16 protein-coding genes are annotated in these 15,574 nt (G+C 64.9%); 10 read left to right on the top strand and 6 right to left on the bottom strand.

The features are described 5' to 3' along the window. Positions 1-162: 162 nt before the first annotated feature. Positions 163-1,380, bottom strand: coding sequence for a 3-(3-hydroxy-phenyl)propionate transporter MhpT (gene mhpT, locus SA190iCDA_RS04890; RefSeq protein WP_070884637.1), 1,218 nt, complete (start codon positions 1,378-1,380; stop codon positions 163-165). 321 nt (positions 1,381-1,701) lie between these two features. On the opposite strand from mhpT, the gene SA190iCDA_RS04885 reads away from it, so the two are divergent. Then, positions 1,702-3,003 (top strand): OprD family porin, encoded by a 1,302-nt coding sequence (locus SA190iCDA_RS04885; protein ID WP_070884638.1) that lies wholly within the window; start codon positions 1,702-1,704, stop codon positions 3,001-3,003. Positions 3,004-3,043: 40 nt separating this feature from the next. On the opposite strand, the gene SA190iCDA_RS04880 is transcribed toward SA190iCDA_RS04885, so the two are convergent. Next, on the bottom strand, positions 3,044-4,372 hold the full coding sequence (locus tag SA190iCDA_RS04880) for an MFS transporter (protein WP_070884639.1): 1,329 nt from the start codon (positions 4,370-4,372) through the stop codon (positions 3,044-3,046). Positions 4,373-4,739: 367 nt separating this feature from the next. On the opposite strand from SA190iCDA_RS04880, the gene SA190iCDA_RS04875 reads away from it, so the two are divergent. After that, on the top strand, positions 4,740-5,804 hold the full coding sequence (locus SA190iCDA_RS04875) for an aromatic ring-hydroxylating oxygenase subunit alpha (protein WP_070884640.1): 1,065 nt from the start codon (positions 4,740-4,742) through the stop codon (positions 5,802-5,804). 57 nt (positions 5,805-5,861) lie between these two features. After that, positions 5,862-6,809 (top strand): PDR/VanB family oxidoreductase, encoded by a 948-nt coding sequence (locus SA190iCDA_RS04870; RefSeq protein ID WP_070884641.1) that lies wholly within the window; start codon positions 5,862-5,864, stop codon positions 6,807-6,809. Between the two features lie 106 nt (positions 6,810-6,915). Here the strand turns inward: SA190iCDA_RS04870 and SA190iCDA_RS04865 are convergent, their stop codons facing one another. From SA190iCDA_RS04865 to SA190iCDA_RS04850, 4 genes are read right to left on the bottom strand one after another with little or no spacing between them, the layout of a single operon-like run. Next, positions 6,916-7,377 carry a GNAT family N-acetyltransferase gene (locus SA190iCDA_RS04865; protein ID WP_070884642.1) on the bottom strand — a complete coding sequence of 154 codons (462 nt, stop codon included), beginning with the start codon at positions 7,375-7,377 and terminating at the stop codon, positions 6,916-6,918. Then, the gene (locus SA190iCDA_RS04860) at positions 7,370-8,080 is read right to left on the bottom strand and encodes a GntR family transcriptional regulator (protein WP_070884643.1); all 711 of its coding nucleotides are present in this window, start codon (positions 8,078-8,080) and stop codon (positions 7,370-7,372) included. The genes SA190iCDA_RS04865 and SA190iCDA_RS04860 overlap by 8 nt, the downstream gene beginning before the upstream one ends. 31 nt (positions 8,081-8,111) lie before the next feature. Continuing rightward, the gene (locus tag SA190iCDA_RS04855; protein ID WP_070884644.1) at positions 8,112-8,498 is read right to left on the bottom strand and encodes a DUF4345 domain-containing protein; all 387 of its coding nucleotides are present in this window, start codon (positions 8,496-8,498) and stop codon (positions 8,112-8,114) included. Between the two features lie 40 nt (positions 8,499-8,538). Then, positions 8,539-9,405, bottom strand: coding sequence for a helix-turn-helix domain-containing protein (locus tag SA190iCDA_RS04850; RefSeq protein WP_070884645.1), 867 nt, complete (start codon positions 9,403-9,405; stop codon positions 8,539-8,541). A 138-nt stretch (positions 9,406-9,543) separates the two neighbouring features. Between SA190iCDA_RS04850 and pobA the strand changes: the two genes are divergently transcribed. From pobA to rfbD, 7 genes are all read left to right on the top strand, one after another. Beyond that, a complete protein-coding gene (gene pobA, locus SA190iCDA_RS04845) occupies positions 9,544-10,728 on the top strand; it encodes a 4-hydroxybenzoate 3-monooxygenase (protein WP_070884646.1) in 1,185 nt (394 codons plus the stop codon). Between the two features lie 55 nt (positions 10,729-10,783). Further along, positions 10,784-11,218 carry a DUF411 domain-containing protein gene (locus SA190iCDA_RS04840; RefSeq protein ID WP_070884647.1) on the top strand — a complete coding sequence of 145 codons (435 nt, stop codon included), beginning with the start codon at positions 10,784-10,786 and terminating at the stop codon, positions 11,216-11,218. 26 nt (positions 11,219-11,244) lie between these two features. Continuing rightward, positions 11,245-12,111, top strand: a complete 867-nt coding sequence (locus tag SA190iCDA_RS04835; protein ID WP_070884648.1) for a neutral zinc metallopeptidase — start codon at positions 11,245-11,247, stop codon at positions 12,109-12,111. A gap of 107 nt (positions 12,112-12,218) precedes the next feature. Next, positions 12,219-13,286, top strand: a complete 1,068-nt coding sequence (gene rfbB, locus SA190iCDA_RS04830; protein ID WP_070884649.1) for a dTDP-glucose 4,6-dehydratase — start codon at positions 12,219-12,221, stop codon at positions 13,284-13,286. Continuing rightward, positions 13,283-14,152 carry a glucose-1-phosphate thymidylyltransferase RfbA gene (gene rfbA, locus SA190iCDA_RS04825; RefSeq protein ID WP_070884650.1) on the top strand — a complete coding sequence of 290 codons (870 nt, stop codon included), beginning with the start codon at positions 13,283-13,285 and terminating at the stop codon, positions 14,150-14,152. The genes rfbB and rfbA overlap by 4 nt, the downstream gene beginning before the upstream one ends. After that, the gene (gene rfbC, locus SA190iCDA_RS04820) at positions 14,152-14,697 is read left to right on the top strand and encodes a dTDP-4-dehydrorhamnose 3,5-epimerase (RefSeq protein ID WP_070884651.1); all 546 of its coding nucleotides are present in this window, start codon (positions 14,152-14,154) and stop codon (positions 14,695-14,697) included. Before rfbA ends, rfbC begins: the two co-directional genes overlap by 1 nt. Next, positions 14,694-15,563: a dTDP-4-dehydrorhamnose reductase gene (gene rfbD, locus SA190iCDA_RS04815; protein WP_070884652.1), complete on the top strand. Its 870-nt coding sequence runs from the start codon at positions 14,694-14,696 to the stop codon at positions 15,561-15,563. The genes rfbC and rfbD overlap by 4 nt, the downstream gene beginning before the upstream one ends. The last annotated feature ends 11 nt before the right edge of the window (positions 15,564-15,574 follow it).

Here is a 15,574-nt window from a genome sequence, read left to right as displayed (position 1 = left end):
TGGTCAGTAAAAGCCCGCTTCGGCGGGTTTTTTATTGCCTGTGGAAAAAGTGCGGCAGCGCAACACAGGGTCACTTCCGCCCATACCCTTTGCAGGCTGACGCGACGGCTTGGCGCTTGCCGGGCCTTCAGGCGCGTCAACCTGCTTGTCGGCTCAGCCTCGCTACCGGAATGTGCTCGAGGCTGGCGGCGCCTCGACAGCGCGTCGCCGACTCATGCCAAGTACCACCAGCGCCGCGATCACCAGCCCTGGCGATGCCGCCAGCAACACGCCCGTGGTGCCGGCCCCTGCGGCGAGAATCTGCCCGGCCGCCAGGGGGCCGGAGACCGAGCCCAGGCGCCCGATCGCCACCGCTGCACCTACGCCGGTAGCCCGTACCGAGGTGGGGTACGCTGGAGGCGCCAGTGCGTAAAGCACCAGTTGCGCGGCAATGATGAACAAACCTGCCGCGAAACCGGCAATCGCCATGGCCAGCATGCCCGAGGCGAAACCCAGGCCGGCCAACGAGGCCAGCACACCACCATAGGCGAACAGCACTACCCCGGTGCGCCCGCGACGATCCAGCAGCAGCCCGCCAAGCAGCGAGCCGATGGCGCCGCCGATGTTGAAGAGCATCTGGATGGTGCCGGCCTGGGGCTTGCTGAAACCCTGTTCGAGCAGCAGCGATGGCAGCCAGTTGAGCAGCATGTACATCACCGTGAGGGTGAAGAAATAGCTGACCCACAGCGCCAGCGTGGCGCTCGCCCGGCCACCACCGAACAAGGCCTGCACGGTGGATTCGCGTAGCGGCGCAGCGTCCTGATGCTGCTCGCGAAAGTCCCGCGACTCGGGCAGCGCGAAGATCAGCAGCGGCGCGATCAGCAATGGCGCCACGCCACCGACGATAAACACCATCTGCCAGCTCTCACCACCAAGCATGCCCACTACCGCCGCGATGGCGCCGCCCAGCGGCACCCCGCAGTACATGATGCTGATGGCCGTGCCACGGCGCCGCTCCTCGACCGCCTCGGCGCACAGGGCGATCAGGTTCGGCAAGGCGGCGCCAAGGCCCAGGCCGGTCATGAAGCGCGCCAACAGCAGGCCGTTGACGCTGGCGACAAAGGCGGTCCACAACGAGAAGATGCCGAAAAGAATCACCGCGCCGATCAGCACGCGCTTGCGGCCGATGCGGTCGGCCAGCCAGCCGCCGAAGAACGCCCCGGGCAGCAGCCCGATGATGCTGGCGCTGAACATCCAGCCCATCATTTTCTGATCCAGCTCGAACGCCTGGCGAATGCCCGCCGCGGCAATGCCCGCCGATTGCAGATCCAGGCCTTCGATGAGCGCAACGATGAAACACAGCGTGACGGTCAGCGTCGAGCGACGCGATGACGTATCCATGGGGAAACCCTCGATTTTATTGTTGTTGTCGTCGCCCGCGACAAACCGCCCTGCGAGCCCTGAAAAGATTAACAAAGATAATGAATAACGAAAGTAATTCAGCCCTGAACATCAATTTGGGGATAATCGAAACGTATCAATCACTTAGCTAAATAATTTTGTTAATACCTAAAATAATTAATGTTTTTAACGTTCGATTATCGAACAATGCGCATTGACCGCTCGCCATTGCCTTTCCATTCTCGCCCCACTGCAACGCAAACAGCGCTGCATCACCGCCCGCATCGGCGGGGCCAAGAACAACAATAAAAGGACAATGACATGCACACCCATAGGGCGCTCGATTCCATTTACTTTCGCCGCAGCTCATTGGCCGGCCTGCTGCTGGCTCCCGGCCTGCTGGCCGGCCATGCCCTGGCCGACGGCTTCGTCGAAGACAGCAGCGCCAAGCTGACCACCCGCAACTACTACATGGATCGCGACTACAAGGACGACGGTGCCAAGTCGGCAGCCCGCGAATGGGCCCAGGGCTTCATTCTCAAGCTGGAGTCGGGCTATACGCCGGGCGCCGTCGGGTTCGGCCTGGACGTCACCGGCCTGCTGGGCGTCAAGCTGGATTCCTCACCAGGGCGCAGCGGCACCGAACTGCTGCCGGTTTCCGCGAGCAGCGGGCGGGCCGCCGATGAGTATTCGCGCCTGGCGCCGACCGCCAAGATCCGCGCCGGCAAGAGCGTGCTGAAGGTCGGCGAAGTTTCGCCGTTCCTGCCCTCCATCGTCGCCAGCCCGGCGCGACTGCTGCCCCAGAGTTTCCGTGGCGCCTACCTGCAGTCCATGGACATCGAGGATCTGAGCCTGAATGCGGGTTATCTCGACCGCATCAACCGCCGCGACTCCAGCAACTACCAGGCGATGACGGTGGCCTCGCCGAACCGACGTTTCAACCCAGCGGCAGAAAGCTCACACGCGGCCTTCTTCGGTGGCGACTATCAGCTCGGCAAGGGCCTGAAGCTGCGCGCCTACCACACCACGGTCGCCGACCTGTATCGCCAGGAATACTTCGGCCTGCTGCACGAGCTGCCGGTCGGCCCCGGCATGTTTAGCACCGACTTGCGCGCCTTCATCAGCAACGAGGATGGCAGTGCTCGTGCCGGCAAGGTGGATAACCGCAACCTCGCCGCGCAGTTCGCCTACAGCCTCGACGGCCATCGTTTCACCCTGGGCTACATGCATCAGAGCGGCGACACGGCCAAGCCCTACATCTCCGGCACCGAGTCGATGGTGATCAGCGAAATGGCCATGAGCTCGGACTTCCTCAACCCCAAGGAGCGCACCTGGCAGGCGATCTACGATTACGACTTCGCCGCTGCCGGCGTGCCCGGCCTGAAGACGCGCCTGCGTTACCTGCGTGGCGACAACATCGAACTGCCGACACTGGGCGGCGCCGACCTCAAGGAGCGCGAGCTGCAGATGGAGATCGGTTACGTGATCCAGAGCGGCACCTTCAAGGGCGTCGGCCTGAAGGCCCGGCATTCGATCTATCGCAATGACTTCGCCGCCGGCGCAGCCTTCCGCGACGAGAATCAGACTCGCCTGCACATCGACTACACCCTGGCGCTCTGGTGAAGGAGCGGGCGCGAGGCAGTTGCCTCGCGCCCTTGTCGGCTCAGGCCTGAGCCGGCGTCATCTGCTGCGGCTTCTGCGCCGGCAGCAAGGTCAGCAGCAGCAGCGCTGCGGCGATGAACACCAGGGCGAACCAGGTGTACAGCTGCAGCGGCTGCCAGCCGTCATCGAGCATCAAACCGGCCACGGTCGGCGACAGAATCGCCCCGCCGCGACCGACACCGATCGCCCAGCCCACTCCGGTGGCACGCACCGATGCGCCGTAGATCAATGGCGACAGCGCATACAGGCCGGTGACGCAGCCGTTGGAAAACAGCCCGATCAGCAGGCCCATGCCCAGCGCCGCGGTGAACGACGAGCCGAGGCCGGTGAACACCACCAGCAGCACGGCGGTGATCAGCATGAAGCCGGCCAGCACCCGTGCCAGGGAAAAGCGCGCTGACAACAGCCCCAGCAGTGCCGCGCCAAAAATGCCGCCGATGCTCAGCAACACGCCGCCGGTGACGCCCTGCTGCACCGACAGGCCGGACTGGGTGAGCAGCTTGGGCGTCCAGCTCATGATGAAGTAGAAGCCGAACATCACCAGGAAGAACAACACCCAGATCAGCAGAGTGCTGCGCCGCTGCTCGGGGTCGAACAGCCGCGCGAAGGATCCGCTGCCGCCATGCCCTTCTACCGCCATCGTCGGTAGTGCAGCCAGGCTCGGCTGGCCCAGTTTCCCGGCCAGCCGATTGACCTGCACCAGCGCCTTGGCCGGCTGCTTGCAAAGCAGGAAATCCAGGGACTCGGGCAACCACAGCAGCACCGGCACGATGGCCACGAAGGTCATCAGGCCGCCGGCAAAGAACACCGAGCGCCAGCCCCAGTGCGACAGCAACCACACCGCCAGCAGGCCGCCAAGCGTGGCGCCCAGGGCATAGCCGGTGGATTGCAGGCTGACCGCCAGGCCGCGCCAGCGCTTGCAGGCGTACTCGCTGGCGATCACGTTGCTGCTGGCCAGGATGCCACCGATGCCCAGGCCGGTCAGGCCGCGCAGCAGTGCCAGCTGGGTGGGCGTCTGGCTGAGTGCCGAAAGCAGCATGCCGGTGCCGGAAATCACCAGGCACAGCAGGATCAGCGGGCGCCGGCCGAGGCGATCCGCCCAGGGCGCGATGAACAGTGAACCGGCCGCCATGCCGAGCAACCCGGCACTGAGCAGCATGCCGATTTGCGCGCCGCCCAACGACCAGTCCGCGGCGACTGACGAGGCCGTGAAGGCCATCACCAGCACATCGAAGCCGTCGATCATGTTGAGCACGATACATACGCCGATGGCCACCCACTGAAAGCCGCGCATCGGCCCGTGGTCGACGACTTGGCGGAGATCGCTCATCGCGCACCTCCTGCCGCCGCAACGGACGATAAGCAAAGGGGCATGCTGCCATTGGCAGCTAACGGAGCTAAGCAAAGGTTCATCGGCGCAGATCCTGGATTGTTTTTATGGGAAAAGCCGCGGCCAACCTTGCAGAAGTGGATCCAATATTCAATCCACGCAAGCGGAGCCGGAACCGCCCCCTTTAGGGTTCGACCCGGACCAAGTCCCGCCGTACGCGGGCTCGCGCAAACAGCTGGGGCCTAAAGAATGCGTTCGCTGATCGGACAGTTTCTTTTGTTAACTATTTTCCTGGCAAGGCATTGACATTAGCCTGATTAAAAACCAACCATTGGATCCAATAACACCAACAATAACCGAGGTTGTCATGTACCCGAAAAATGCCTGGTATGTAGCCTGCACCCCTGACGAAATTGCCGAGAAGCCTTTGGGCCGGCAGATCTGCGGGGAAAAGATCGTCTTTTACCGCGGCGCCGAGGGCCGGGTGGTAGCCCTCGAGGATTTCTGCCCGCACCGCGGCGCACCGCTGTCGCTCGGCTACGTCGAGAACGGCAACCTGATCTGTGGCTACCACGGCCTGGAAATGGGCTGCGAGGGCAACACCGTGTCGATGCCAGGCCAGCGCGTGCGCGGCTTCCCCGGCATCCGCTCATTCGCCGCGGTGGAGCGCTATGGCTTCATCTGGGTGTGGACCGGCGATCAGGCCCTGGCCGACCCGGCGACCATCCACCATCTGGAATGGGCGGAAAACCCCGAGTGGGCTTACGGCGGCGGGTTGTTTCACATCAACTGCGATTACCGGCTGATGATCGACAACCTGATGGACCTGACCCACGAAACCTATGTGCATGCCTCCAGCATCGGCCAGAAGGAGATCGACGAAGCGCCGCCGGTCACCAAGGTCGAAGGCGACGAGGTGATCACCAGCCGCCATATGGAAAACATCATGGCGCCGCCCTTCTGGCGCATGGCGCTGCGCGGCAATGGCCTGGCCGACGACGTGCCAGTGGACCGCTGGCAGATCTGCCGCTTCAACCCGCCCAGCCACGTGATGATCGAAGTGGGCGTGGCCCATGCTGGTCATGGCGGCTACGAGGCGCCGGCCGATGTGAAGGCGGCGAGCATCGTGGTCGACTTCATCACCCCGGAAAGCGAGACGTCGATCTGGTACTTCTGGGGCATGGCGCGCAGCTTCAAGCCCGAGGATCAGGCACTCACCGACAGCATTCGCGAAGGCCAGGGCAAGATCTTCAGCGAAGACCTGGAGATGCTCGAGCGCCAGCAGCGCAACCTGCTCTGGCAGCCCGAGCGCGGGCTGCTCAAGCTCAATATCGATGCCGGCGGCGTGCAGTCGCGGCGCATCATCGACCGCCTGCTTGCCGACGAGCAGGCCCTCGCCGCCCAGAGAATCGACGTCCGCCAGGTCGGCTGACCCTTGCCCGTCGCGCGCCACAGGGTGGCGCGCGCAAGCCTTCAAGAGAGCGCCACCATGATCGACGTCATCGTCACCGCCATCGAGCCCCAGGCCCAGGACATTCTCAGCTTCGACCTGGCCCGCGCCGACGGCGAACCGCTGCCCGCCTTCAGCGCCGGCGCCCATATCGACGTGCACCTGCCGGATGGCCTGATCCGCCAGTATTCGCTGTGCAACCACCCCGAGGAGCGGCACCGCTACCAGATCGCCGTGTTGCGCAGCGCCGATTCGCGCGGCGGCTCCAGCGCCATGCACGGTCTCAAGCAGGGCGTCGGGCTGAGCATCAGCGAGCCGCGCAACCTGTTTCCCTTGCAGCACGACGCCAGGCGCCATCTGCTGATGGCCGGCGGCATCGGTATCACGCCGATCCTGTGCATGGCCGAGCGCCTGAGCCACACCGGCGGCAATTTCAGCCTGCACTATTTCGCCCGTTCGGCTCGCCAGGCGGCGTTCGTCGAACGCCTGCGCCAGTCGCCCTTCGCCGACCGCGTGCACCTGCACTTCGACGACGGCGAGCCGAGCAAGCGCCCGGACACCGCCACGCTGATCGGAGCGGCGGAGCCGCACACGCACTTGTACGTATGCGGTCCGGGCGGCTTCATGGAGCACGTGCTGGACAGCGCCCGCGGGCTGGGCTGGGCGAACGACAACCTGCACCGCGAGTACTTCAGCGCCGGGGCCGACGAGCAGCCGAAAAGCGGTTTCGAGATTCAGCTGGCCAGCAGCGGCGACGTGCTGCAGGTGCCGGAAGGCGTCAGCGTGGTGGAGGTGTTGCGCGGCGTCGGCGTGGAGATTCCGGTGTCCTGCGAGCAGGGCATCTGCGGCACCTGCCTGACCCGGGTGCTGGACGGTGAGCCGGACCACCGCGACCTGTTTCTTAGCGAGGATGAGCAGGCCGCCAACGACCAGTTCACGCCCTGCTGCTCACGGGCGAAAAGCCCACGGCTGGTGCTGGATATCTGATCCCTGCCGGCAGCGATGGTGGGCTGAAGTCCACCCTACACCAACCACCACCTGTAGGGTGGGCTTCAGCCCACCAAATCGAATGCACGACTCCATCCTAAGGTGATTAACCAACATTGAGCTGGCGGGCCATCACCAGAGTGCGCTCGTCGCCTTCGACGACTTCACGCACAACGGCATAGCCAAGCGCCTTATAGAACGGCACCGCCGTCAGCGAGGCAGGCACCCGCAATTGCTGGATGCCAGCAGTGCGAGCCAGGCCTTCGACATGCCTCATCAGCACCCGACCCACCCCTCGGCCCTGCAACTCGGGCAGCACGAATACCGACCTCACTACATCGCCCGCCAGGCTCGCGGTGGCGATCACCCGTGCAGCGTCGAGCGCCACGAACACCTGCCGCGACGCCATCAGTCCACGCACGCCGGCAACATCGAAGTTGGCGGCCACCCGGTCGATCACCTCAGGTGAATAATCCCCGGCATTGCTGAGCCGCAGGGTCTGCACGATAAGCCCACTGATCGCCTCGGCATCGCTGTCGAGTGCACGACGAATCCGCGCTTCAGCCATGGCGCAGGATGGTCATCGCCGCCTCGCCTGCTTCACTCTGCATCGCCCGGGCGTAGCGCAGGGTGGCATTGGCGTGCTCGCGCATGATGTTTTCGGCGCGCGCGCCCTGGCCATTGACCAGGGCGTCGTAGACGGCGTGATGCTGCATATGGGCGAAGCTGAAGCGCCGGTACTCGCGGGGCATGTCGTTACCGTCCACGGCCAGGGAGCTGACCGAGGCGAACGGCAGGTGGTCGTTACGCGACAGGGCCACGGCGATGGCGCTGTTGCCGCTGGCCTCGATGATCGCCTGGTGAAAGCGCTTGTTGAGGTCGTGATAGCTCTCCAGCTCTTCCATCACCACATGGCCTTTTTCGAACAGCCGATCGCCCTCCACCAGGCAGGCGTGCAGGCGCTGACGGATGTCCTCACTGAGGCCGCGCTCGGCGGCCTGCCGAGCGGCCAGGCCCTCGAGTACACCGCGTACTTCCACGGCGCCGGCGATATCGGCGTCGGTCACCGCACGCACCGTGTAGCCACGGCCCGGCGCCTTGCACAGCAAGCCTTCCTGTTCGAGGGTGCGAAAGGCAATGCGAATCGGCGTGCGTGACACCTGCAGCCGCTCGGCGGTAGGGATTTCCGCGATGCGCTCGCCGGCCGCCAGCTCGCCCGAGGCGATCATCTGCCGCAACGCCGCCAGTACCCGCTGTCCGGATTTGTACATCACGCCCTCGCCGCCCTTCTGAACTGTCTAATCATACCGCCCGCCAGCGGCGCAGTGCCCAACCGGCGAGCAGCGCAGACACCACCTCGAAGAGCATTGCCCACAGGTTGAAGGTCTGTTGCGCGCCGCCATCGAGCCACAGGCCGGCGATACGGCCCAGCGCCAGGCTGCTGTAGAGCACCAGCAGCAGCGTCAGGGCCGGCCGGGTCAGCTCATGCCGCGCTAACGCCAGACTCAGAAACACCGACAGACCGATCTGCAGGGCACCGTAATAGGCGCGTACATCGGTCACCGCAGCGGACTCCATCAGCAGCATGCCGCTGACCGCGCCCATTTCCTGCGGTCGCAGAAAATAGGCGATGCCGAAGCCGGCGAGCAGCAGCACTTGCACGACGAGAAAGATACGGGCGTAAAGCATGGCGCAGTCCTCCTGGGCTCGTGGGCAGAGCATAGGCCAGTCAGCGCTGCTGCCGGAAGGCACTGGGCGTCTGGCCGGTCAGGCGCTTGAAGAAACGCGAGAAATACGCCGGCTCGGAAAACTGCAGCGCATCGGCGATCTGGCTCAGGGTCATCGACGAGTACACCAGCAGGCGCTTGGCCTCCAGCAACTGGCGCTGATGCACCAGGGCCTGGGCGCTCTGCCCGGCGTAGCGGCGGGTCATGCTGTTGAGGTGCGCGGTGGTGATGCCCAGGCGCCGGGCGTATTCCTCGACCGACAACTGCTCGCGAAAATGCTGCTCAACCAGGCGATTGAACGCCGCCAGGTGCTGCTCGCCGCGCACCGGGCGATCGGCCGCCTGGCGCCCCAGCACCTGACGGCCAAGCCACACGGCCAACACGCCGACCAGAGACTGCAGCAGCAGGTTGCGGGCGGGGGCGCTCTGCCCGTATTCCCGGTCGATGGCATCGAACAGCCTGTCCAGATGGTCCTGGTCAGCACCCACCGGGTACAGCGCCGGTGCGCTGAACACCGGATGCTGGGCGCCCAGGTGCGTCTCCAACTGGGCCACCAGTGGCGCCGCCAGGGTCAGCACGTAGCCGTCGACGTCATCGCAAAACTGGAAGCCGTGCACGCATAGCGGCGGCAGCACCTGCAGCGCCGCGTCGTCGATGCGCGACTGCACGCCCTCCACCTCGATCAGCGCCCAACCGCTGCGCAGGTACAGGAGCTGCAGCAGATCCGGATGGCGATGGGGCTCGATCACCCAGTCGTGCAGGCGGCTGCGCTTGGGAATCGACTCGCAGTGCAGCAAGTCGGGCGTCGGCCACTCCAGGGCATCGCCATACAACTTGAACACCGGTACGCCGATCTGCGGCTGGCTCATGGACGCTCCCGAAAAGTGGCCGATAGGCGAACGAAGTTTATGAAAGTCCAAGTAAACGACGTGAATTTGCCTTATCCGCCGAACAACGCCAATCAAAAATACAAGCACAAAGGTCCACACAACACTATCGAGGACACCATGAAAACCTCCGTCGCCATCATCGGGGCCGGCCCGTCCGGCCTGCTGCTCGGCCAATTGCTGCACAACGCCGGCATCGACACCGTCATTCTCGAACGCCAGAGCCCGGACTACGTGCTCGGTCGCATCCGCGCCGGCGTGCTCGAACAGGGCATGGTCGACCTGCTGCGTGAAGCCGGCGTCGCCGCGCGCATGGATCGCGAGGGGCTGGTACACGACGGTTTCGAGCTGGCCTTCGACGGTCGCCGCGCGCGCATCGACCTCAAGGGCCTGACCGGCGGCAAGACGGTGATGATCTACGGCCAGACCGAGGTCACCCGCGACCTGATGGAGGCCCGTGCGGCGAGTGGCGCTCTGACCCACTACGAGGTCAGCGATGTGCAGCTGCACGACCTCAAGGATGGCGCGCCCCATGTCACCTACCAGAAGGACGGCCAGGCCCACCGCCTGGACTGCGACTACATCGCCGGTTGCGACGGCTACCATGGCGTATCGCGGCAATCGATTCCCGCCGAAACCCTCAAGGTGTTCGAGCGGGTCTACCCGTTCGGCTGGCTTGGCGTGCTGGCCGATACCCCGCCGGTGGCCGAAGAACTGATCTACGCCAGCCACCCGCGCGGCTTCGCCCTGTGCAGCATGCGCTCGCCGACGCGCACCCGCTATTACGTGCAGGTCGGCCTCGACGAGCAGGTGCAGGACTGGCCCGACGGGCGTTTCTGGGAGGAACTGAAAGCGCGCCTGCCGGCCGACACGGCGGCCAAGCTGGTAACCGGGCCGTCCATCGAGAAAAGCATCGCGCCGCTGCGCAGCTTCGTGGTCGAGCCCATGCAGTACGGCAAGCTGTTCCTGCTTGGCGACGCCGCCCATATCGTGCCACCAACCGGCGCCAAGGGTCTCAACCTGGCCGCCAGCGACGTCAGCACCCTGTACCGCATCCTGCTCAAGGTCTACCGCGATGGCCGCACCGAGCTCCTGGAATGCTACTCGGCGATCTGCCTGCGCCGGGTCTGGAAGGCCGAGCGCTTTTCCTGGTGGATGACCGGTCTGCTGCACAACTTCCCGGATACCGATGCCTTCACCGCACGCATGCGGCAGACCGAGCTGGACTACTTCGTGGGTTCCCAAGCGGGCCGCACCAGCATCGCCGAGAACTATGTGGGGTTGCCCTACGAGCCGGTCGAATAGGTAAACACCCGCTGGCGGCGCTATGCTCGCGAAATCTTCCAGGAGGATTTGCGTCATGCGCCCATTGCTTCTTGTCGCCGGCCTGTTCGCCGGTCTCGCCCAGGCCGCCGAGCCGCTGACCATCGACGTGCACCGTGATGCCAACTGCGGCTGCTGCAAGGGCTGGATCAGCCACCTGCAGGCCAACGGTTTTACCGTGAACGATCATGTCGAGACCGACATGCACGCGGTCAAGGAGCGCTTTGGCGTACCCGAGCGCCTGGGCTCCTGTCACACCGGGGTGATCGACGGCAAATTCGTCGAAGGCCACGTGCCCGCCGCCGACATCCTCAAACTGCGCGAGCGCCCCGATCTGCTCGGCATCGCCGCCCCCGGCATGCCCACCGGCTCGCCGGGCATGGAGCGCGGCAACATCCGCGATGCCTATCAGGTGATTGGATTGGACGCACAAGGCGGCGAAAGCGTGGTCAGTAGTTATCCGGGCAACTGACTCGCCCCTCTGGAAAGGATATCGCCATGCGCTGGAAACGAGCTCGCCGCAGTGACAACGTCGTGGACGCCCGCGGTGGCGGTGGTGGCATGCGCTTTGGCGGCGGCCGCGGGCTGAGCCTGGGGGGCATCGCCATCGTCGTGATGGTGGGTTTGCTGATAGGCCAGGACCCGCTGCAGATTCTCGGCCAGCTCGCCGGCCAGTCCGGCGGTTATTCGAGCAGCCAGGTGGATCGCCCGGCGGCCAACGACGAGCAGTCGGAGTTCATGCGCGCCGTACTGGGCGATACCGAAGACACCTGGCGCGCCATCTTCCAATCCAATGATCGCCAGTATCAGGACCCGACACTGGTGCTGTTCGACGGCGGCGTGAATTCCGCCTGCGGCTTCGCCAGCTCGGCGGTGGGCCCGTTCTATTGCCCGGGCGACAACCAGGTCTATCTGGACCTGAGCTTCTTTCGCGACCTGGAACAGCGCTACGGCGCGGCCGGCGATTTCGCCCAGGCCTACGTGATCGCCCATGAGGTCGGCCACCATGTGCAGACCCTGCTGGGCGTTTCTGCCAAGGTCGATGCGGCGCGCCAGCGCGGCGAGAACCTGGAAGGCGCCAATGGCCTGCTGGTGCGCCAGGAATTGCAGGCCGACTGCCTGGCCGGCATCTGGGCGCACCACGCCCAGCGCCGCCTGGACTGGCTCGAACCCGGCGATCTGGAGGAGGCGCTGAACGCCGCCAACGCCATCGGTGACGACCGACTGCAGCAACAGGCCCGTGGCCGCGTGGTGCCGGACTCCTTTACCCACGGCACCTCGGCGCAGCGTGTGCGCTGGTTTACCACCGGTTTCGAAGGCGGCAAGGTGAGCGCCTGCGACACCTTTTCCAGCGCACAACTGTAAACCGCCAGCCTTCACGCTGCAGGCGTTCGCGCCAGTACTGGAGCGCTGTACGCAAAAGCGGTCTGGCGGGCATACTTCAACTTTTTCAATGGCTGGGCACCTTTCACATGCGCATTCTCGTTACCGGCGGCGCCGGCTTTATCGGTTCAGCACTGATCCGTCACCTGATCAACGACACCGATCACGAGGTACTCAACCTCGACAAGCTGACCTATGCCGGCAACCTGGAATCCCTGGGCGAGGTCGAGAACAGCCCACGCTATCGCTTTCTACAGGCCGACATCGGCGATCAGGCCGCGGTAAGCGAGGCGTTGGAGAGCTTCCAGCCGGATGCCATCATGCACCTGGCCGCCGAGTCCCACGTCGACCGCTCCATCGACGGCCCGACGGCATTCATCCAGACCAATATCGTCGGCACCTATGCGCTGCTCGAAGCCACCCGCGCCTACTGGTCGACGCTGGACGAGCCCCGTCGCCAGGCGTTTCGCTTCCACCATATTTCCACCGACGAGGTATACGGCGACCTGCACGGCGTCGACGACCTGTTCACCGAAACCACGCCCTACGCCCCCAGCTCGCCCTATTCGGCCAGCAAGGCGGCCTCGGATCATCTGGTGCGCGCCTGGCAGCGCACCTACGGCCTGCCGGTACTGCTGACCAACTGCTCGAACAACTACGGCCCGTACCATTTCCCGGAGAAGCTGATCCCGCTGGTGATCCTCAACGCCCTGGATGGCAAGTCGCTGCCCGTATATGGCAACGGCCAGCAGGTACGCGACTGGCTGTTCGTCGAGGACCACGCCCGCGCCCTGCTGCAGGTGGTGACCCGGGGCGCAGTCGGTGAGACCTACAATATCGGCGGCCACAACGAGCAGAAGAACCTCGATGTGGTGCACGCCATCTGCGACCTGCTCGACGAGCTGCAGCCCCGTGCCGCGGGCTCCTACCGCGAGCAGGTCACCTTCGTCACCGACCGTCCCGGCCATGACCTGCGCTACGCCATCGACGCCAGCAAGATCGAGCGCGAACTGGGCTGGAAGCCGGAAGAGACCTTCCCCAGCGGCCTGCGCAAGACCGTGCGCTGGTACCTGGACAACCTCGACTGGTGCCGCCGCGTGCAGGATGGCAGCTACCAGCGTGAGCGGCTCGGCGCCCCCAAGGAGCAACAACAGTGAAAGGCATCATCCTCGCCGGCGGCTCCGGCACCCGGCTGCACCCGATCACCCTGGGCCTGTCCAAGCAGCTGTTGCCGATCTACGACAAGCCGATGATCTACTACCCGCTGTCGGTGCTGATGCTCGCCGGCATCCGCGAGATTCTGGTCATCTCCACGCCCCACGACCTGCCCCAGTTCCAGAAGCTGCTCGGCGACGGCAGCCAGTTCGGCCTGCAACTGAGCTACGCCGAACAGCCGGAGCCGGACGGCCTGGCCCGCGCCTTCATCATTGGTGAAGAATTCATCGGCGATGATTCGGTGTGCCTGATCCTCGGTGACAACATCTTCCACGGCCAGCACTTCACCGAAAAACTCCTGCGCGCGGCTGCCGCGGACAAGGGCGCCACCGTGTTCGGTTACTGGGTCAAGGATCCCGAGCGCTTTGGCGTGGTGGAGTTCGACGCCCAGGGCCAGGCGATTTCCATCGAGGAAAAACCGGCCCAGCCGCGCTCCAGCTATGCCGTCACCGGCCTGTACTTCTACGACAACGACGTGATCGAGATCGCCAAGGCGGTCAAGCCCTCGCCACGCGGCGAGCTGGAGATCACCGACGTCAACAATGCCTACCTGCAGCGCGGCGACCTGCGCGTGGAACGCTTCGGCCGCGGCTTCGCCTGGCTCGACACCGGCACCCACGACAGCCTCTTGGAAGCCTCGCAGTACGTGCAAACCATCGAGCACCGCCAGGGGCTGAAAGTCGCCTGCCTGGAAGAAATCGCCTACGGGCAGGGCTGGATCGACCGCGAATGCCTGCTGCGCCAGGCCAAGGCCTTTGGCAAGACCGGCTATGGCCAGTACCTGTTCAGCCTGGCCGAGGACAACTGATGCACATCATTCAAACCGCCATCCCCGACGTGCTGATACTCGAACCAAGGGTGTTCGGCGATGAGCGCGGCTTCTTTTTCGAAAGCTTCAACGCCCGCGCCTTCAGCGAAGCCACGGGCCTGAATCCCACCTTCGTCCAGGACAACCACTCGCGCTCGCAACAGGGCGTGCTGCGTGGCCTGCACTATCAGGTGCAGCAGGCCCAGGGCAAGCTGGTGCGCGTCTCGGCTGGCGAGGTGTATGACGTCGCCGTGGACCTGCGTCGCCAATCGGCGACCTTTGGCCAGTGGGTGGGCGCGCACCTGTCAGCCGACAACAAACGGCAGATGTGGGTCCCCGAAGGTTTTGCCCATGGCTTCGTGGTGCTCAGCGAGTTCGCCGAATTCCTCTACAAGACCACCGACTACTACGCCCCGGCCTTTGAGCGCTGCATTCGCTGGAACGACCCGAAGCTGGCCATCGACTGGCAGCTGCAAGGCGAGCCCAGGCTTTCCGCCAAGGATCAGCAGGGCACGTGCTTCGATGACGCCGAGCTGTTTCCATGAGGATCCTTGTGCTGGGTCGCAACGGTCAGGTCAGCCGGGAACTGCAAATGCGCCTCGGCAGCCGCCATGAGCTGATCGTGCTCGGCCGTGAACAGCTCGATCTTGCCGACACCGTTCATCTGCGTGAAGCGGTACGCCGACTGCAGCCGCAGCTGATCATCAACGCCGCCGCGCACACCGCGGTGGATGCCGCCGAGAGCGAGCCGGAGGCGGCCTTTGCGATCAATGCCGTGGCGCCCGGCATACTGGCCGAAGAAGCCGTGGCGCTCGACGTACCCTTGATTCACTACTCCACCGACTACGTCTTCGATGGCAGCAAAGCCACGGCCTATGACGAGGACGACGTTGCCAACCCACTGGGCGTCTATGGCCGCAGCAAGCTGGCTGGCGAGCAGGCCATCTCGGCCGTCGGTGGCAAGCACCTGATCCTGCGCACCAGCTGGGTGTATTCGCGGCACGGGCGCAACTTCCTGCTGACCATGCAGCGCCTGCTGCAGGAACGCGAACAGCTCAGCGTGGTGGCCGACCAGATCGGCGCGCCGACCTGGGCCGGCAGCATCGCCGCCGCGACCGGGCAGCTGATCGAGCGCTGGCAGCGCGCGCAAGGCGAAGCCTGGGGCATCTACCACTTCAGCGCCCGGGGCGAGACTTCCTGGTTCGGCTTTGCCGAAGCCATCGCCGCACAGCTGCTGGCACAGGGCAAGTCCGTCGCCGCGCTGAAGCCCATCGCCACCACGGATTACCCGACGCCCGCCAGGCGCCCGCTCAACTCGCGCCTGGACTGCAGCCGCCTGGAGCGTGACTGGGGCGTGCGCCTGCCGGACTGGCACGACGGCCTGCTGCAGTGCCTGAACAGCCCACGCTGAGGCCATTGCCC

Origin of the sequence: Pseudomonas argentinensis (assembly GCF_001839655.2) — a bacterium.
GTDB lineage: Bacteria > Pseudomonadota > Gammaproteobacteria > Pseudomonadales > Pseudomonadaceae > Aquipseudomonas > Aquipseudomonas argentinensis_B.
Note: the sequence above shows the minus strand (reverse complement) of the source record. Positions and strands in the feature narration are given on the sequence as shown.

Bases quoted from the DNA above. Each gene is read 5' to 3' on its own strand.
- SA190iCDA_RS04870 (WP_070884641.1), top strand. From the start codon at position 5,862: ATGATCGACGTCATCGTCACCGCCATCGAGCCCCAGGCCCAGGACATT.
- SA190iCDA_RS04835 (WP_070884648.1), top strand. From the start codon at position 11,245: ATGCGCTGGAAACGAGCTCGCCGCAGTGACAACGTCGTGGACGCCCGC.
- rfbC (WP_070884651.1), top strand. From the start codon at position 14,152: ATGCACATCATTCAAACCGCCATCCCCGACGTGCTGATACTCGAACCA.
- SA190iCDA_RS04855 (WP_070884644.1), bottom strand. From the start codon at position 8,498: ATGCTTTACGCCCGTATCTTTCTCGTCGTGCAAGTGCTGCTGCTCGCC.
- SA190iCDA_RS04875 (WP_070884640.1), top strand. From the start codon at position 4,740: ATGTACCCGAAAAATGCCTGGTATGTAGCCTGCACCCCTGACGAAATT.
- SA190iCDA_RS04840 (WP_070884647.1), top strand. From the start codon at position 10,784: ATGCGCCCATTGCTTCTTGTCGCCGGCCTGTTCGCCGGTCTCGCCCAG.
- pobA (WP_070884646.1), top strand. From the start codon at position 9,544: ATGAAAACCTCCGTCGCCATCATCGGGGCCGGCCCGTCCGGCCTGCTG.
- SA190iCDA_RS04880 (WP_070884639.1), bottom strand. From the start codon at position 4,372: ATGAGCGATCTCCGCCAAGTCGTCGACCACGGGCCGATGCGCGGCTTT.
- rfbB (WP_070884649.1), top strand. From the start codon at position 12,219: ATGCGCATTCTCGTTACCGGCGGCGCCGGCTTTATCGGTTCAGCACTG.
- mhpT (WP_070884637.1), bottom strand. From the start codon at position 1,380: ATGGATACGTCATCGCGTCGCTCGACGCTGACCGTCACGCTGTGTTTC.
- SA190iCDA_RS04885 (WP_070884638.1), top strand. From the start codon at position 1,702: ATGCACACCCATAGGGCGCTCGATTCCATTTACTTTCGCCGCAGCTCA.
- rfbD (WP_070884652.1), top strand. From the start codon at position 14,694: ATGAGGATCCTTGTGCTGGGTCGCAACGGTCAGGTCAGCCGGGAACTG.
- SA190iCDA_RS04850 (WP_070884645.1), bottom strand. From the start codon at position 9,405: ATGAGCCAGCCGCAGATCGGCGTACCGGTGTTCAAGTTGTATGGCGAT.
- SA190iCDA_RS04860 (WP_070884643.1), bottom strand. From the start codon at position 8,080: ATGTACAAATCCGGACAGCGGGTACTGGCGGCGTTGCGGCAGATGATC.
- SA190iCDA_RS04865 (WP_070884642.1), bottom strand. From the start codon at position 7,377: ATGGCTGAAGCGCGGATTCGTCGTGCACTCGACAGCGATGCCGAGGCG.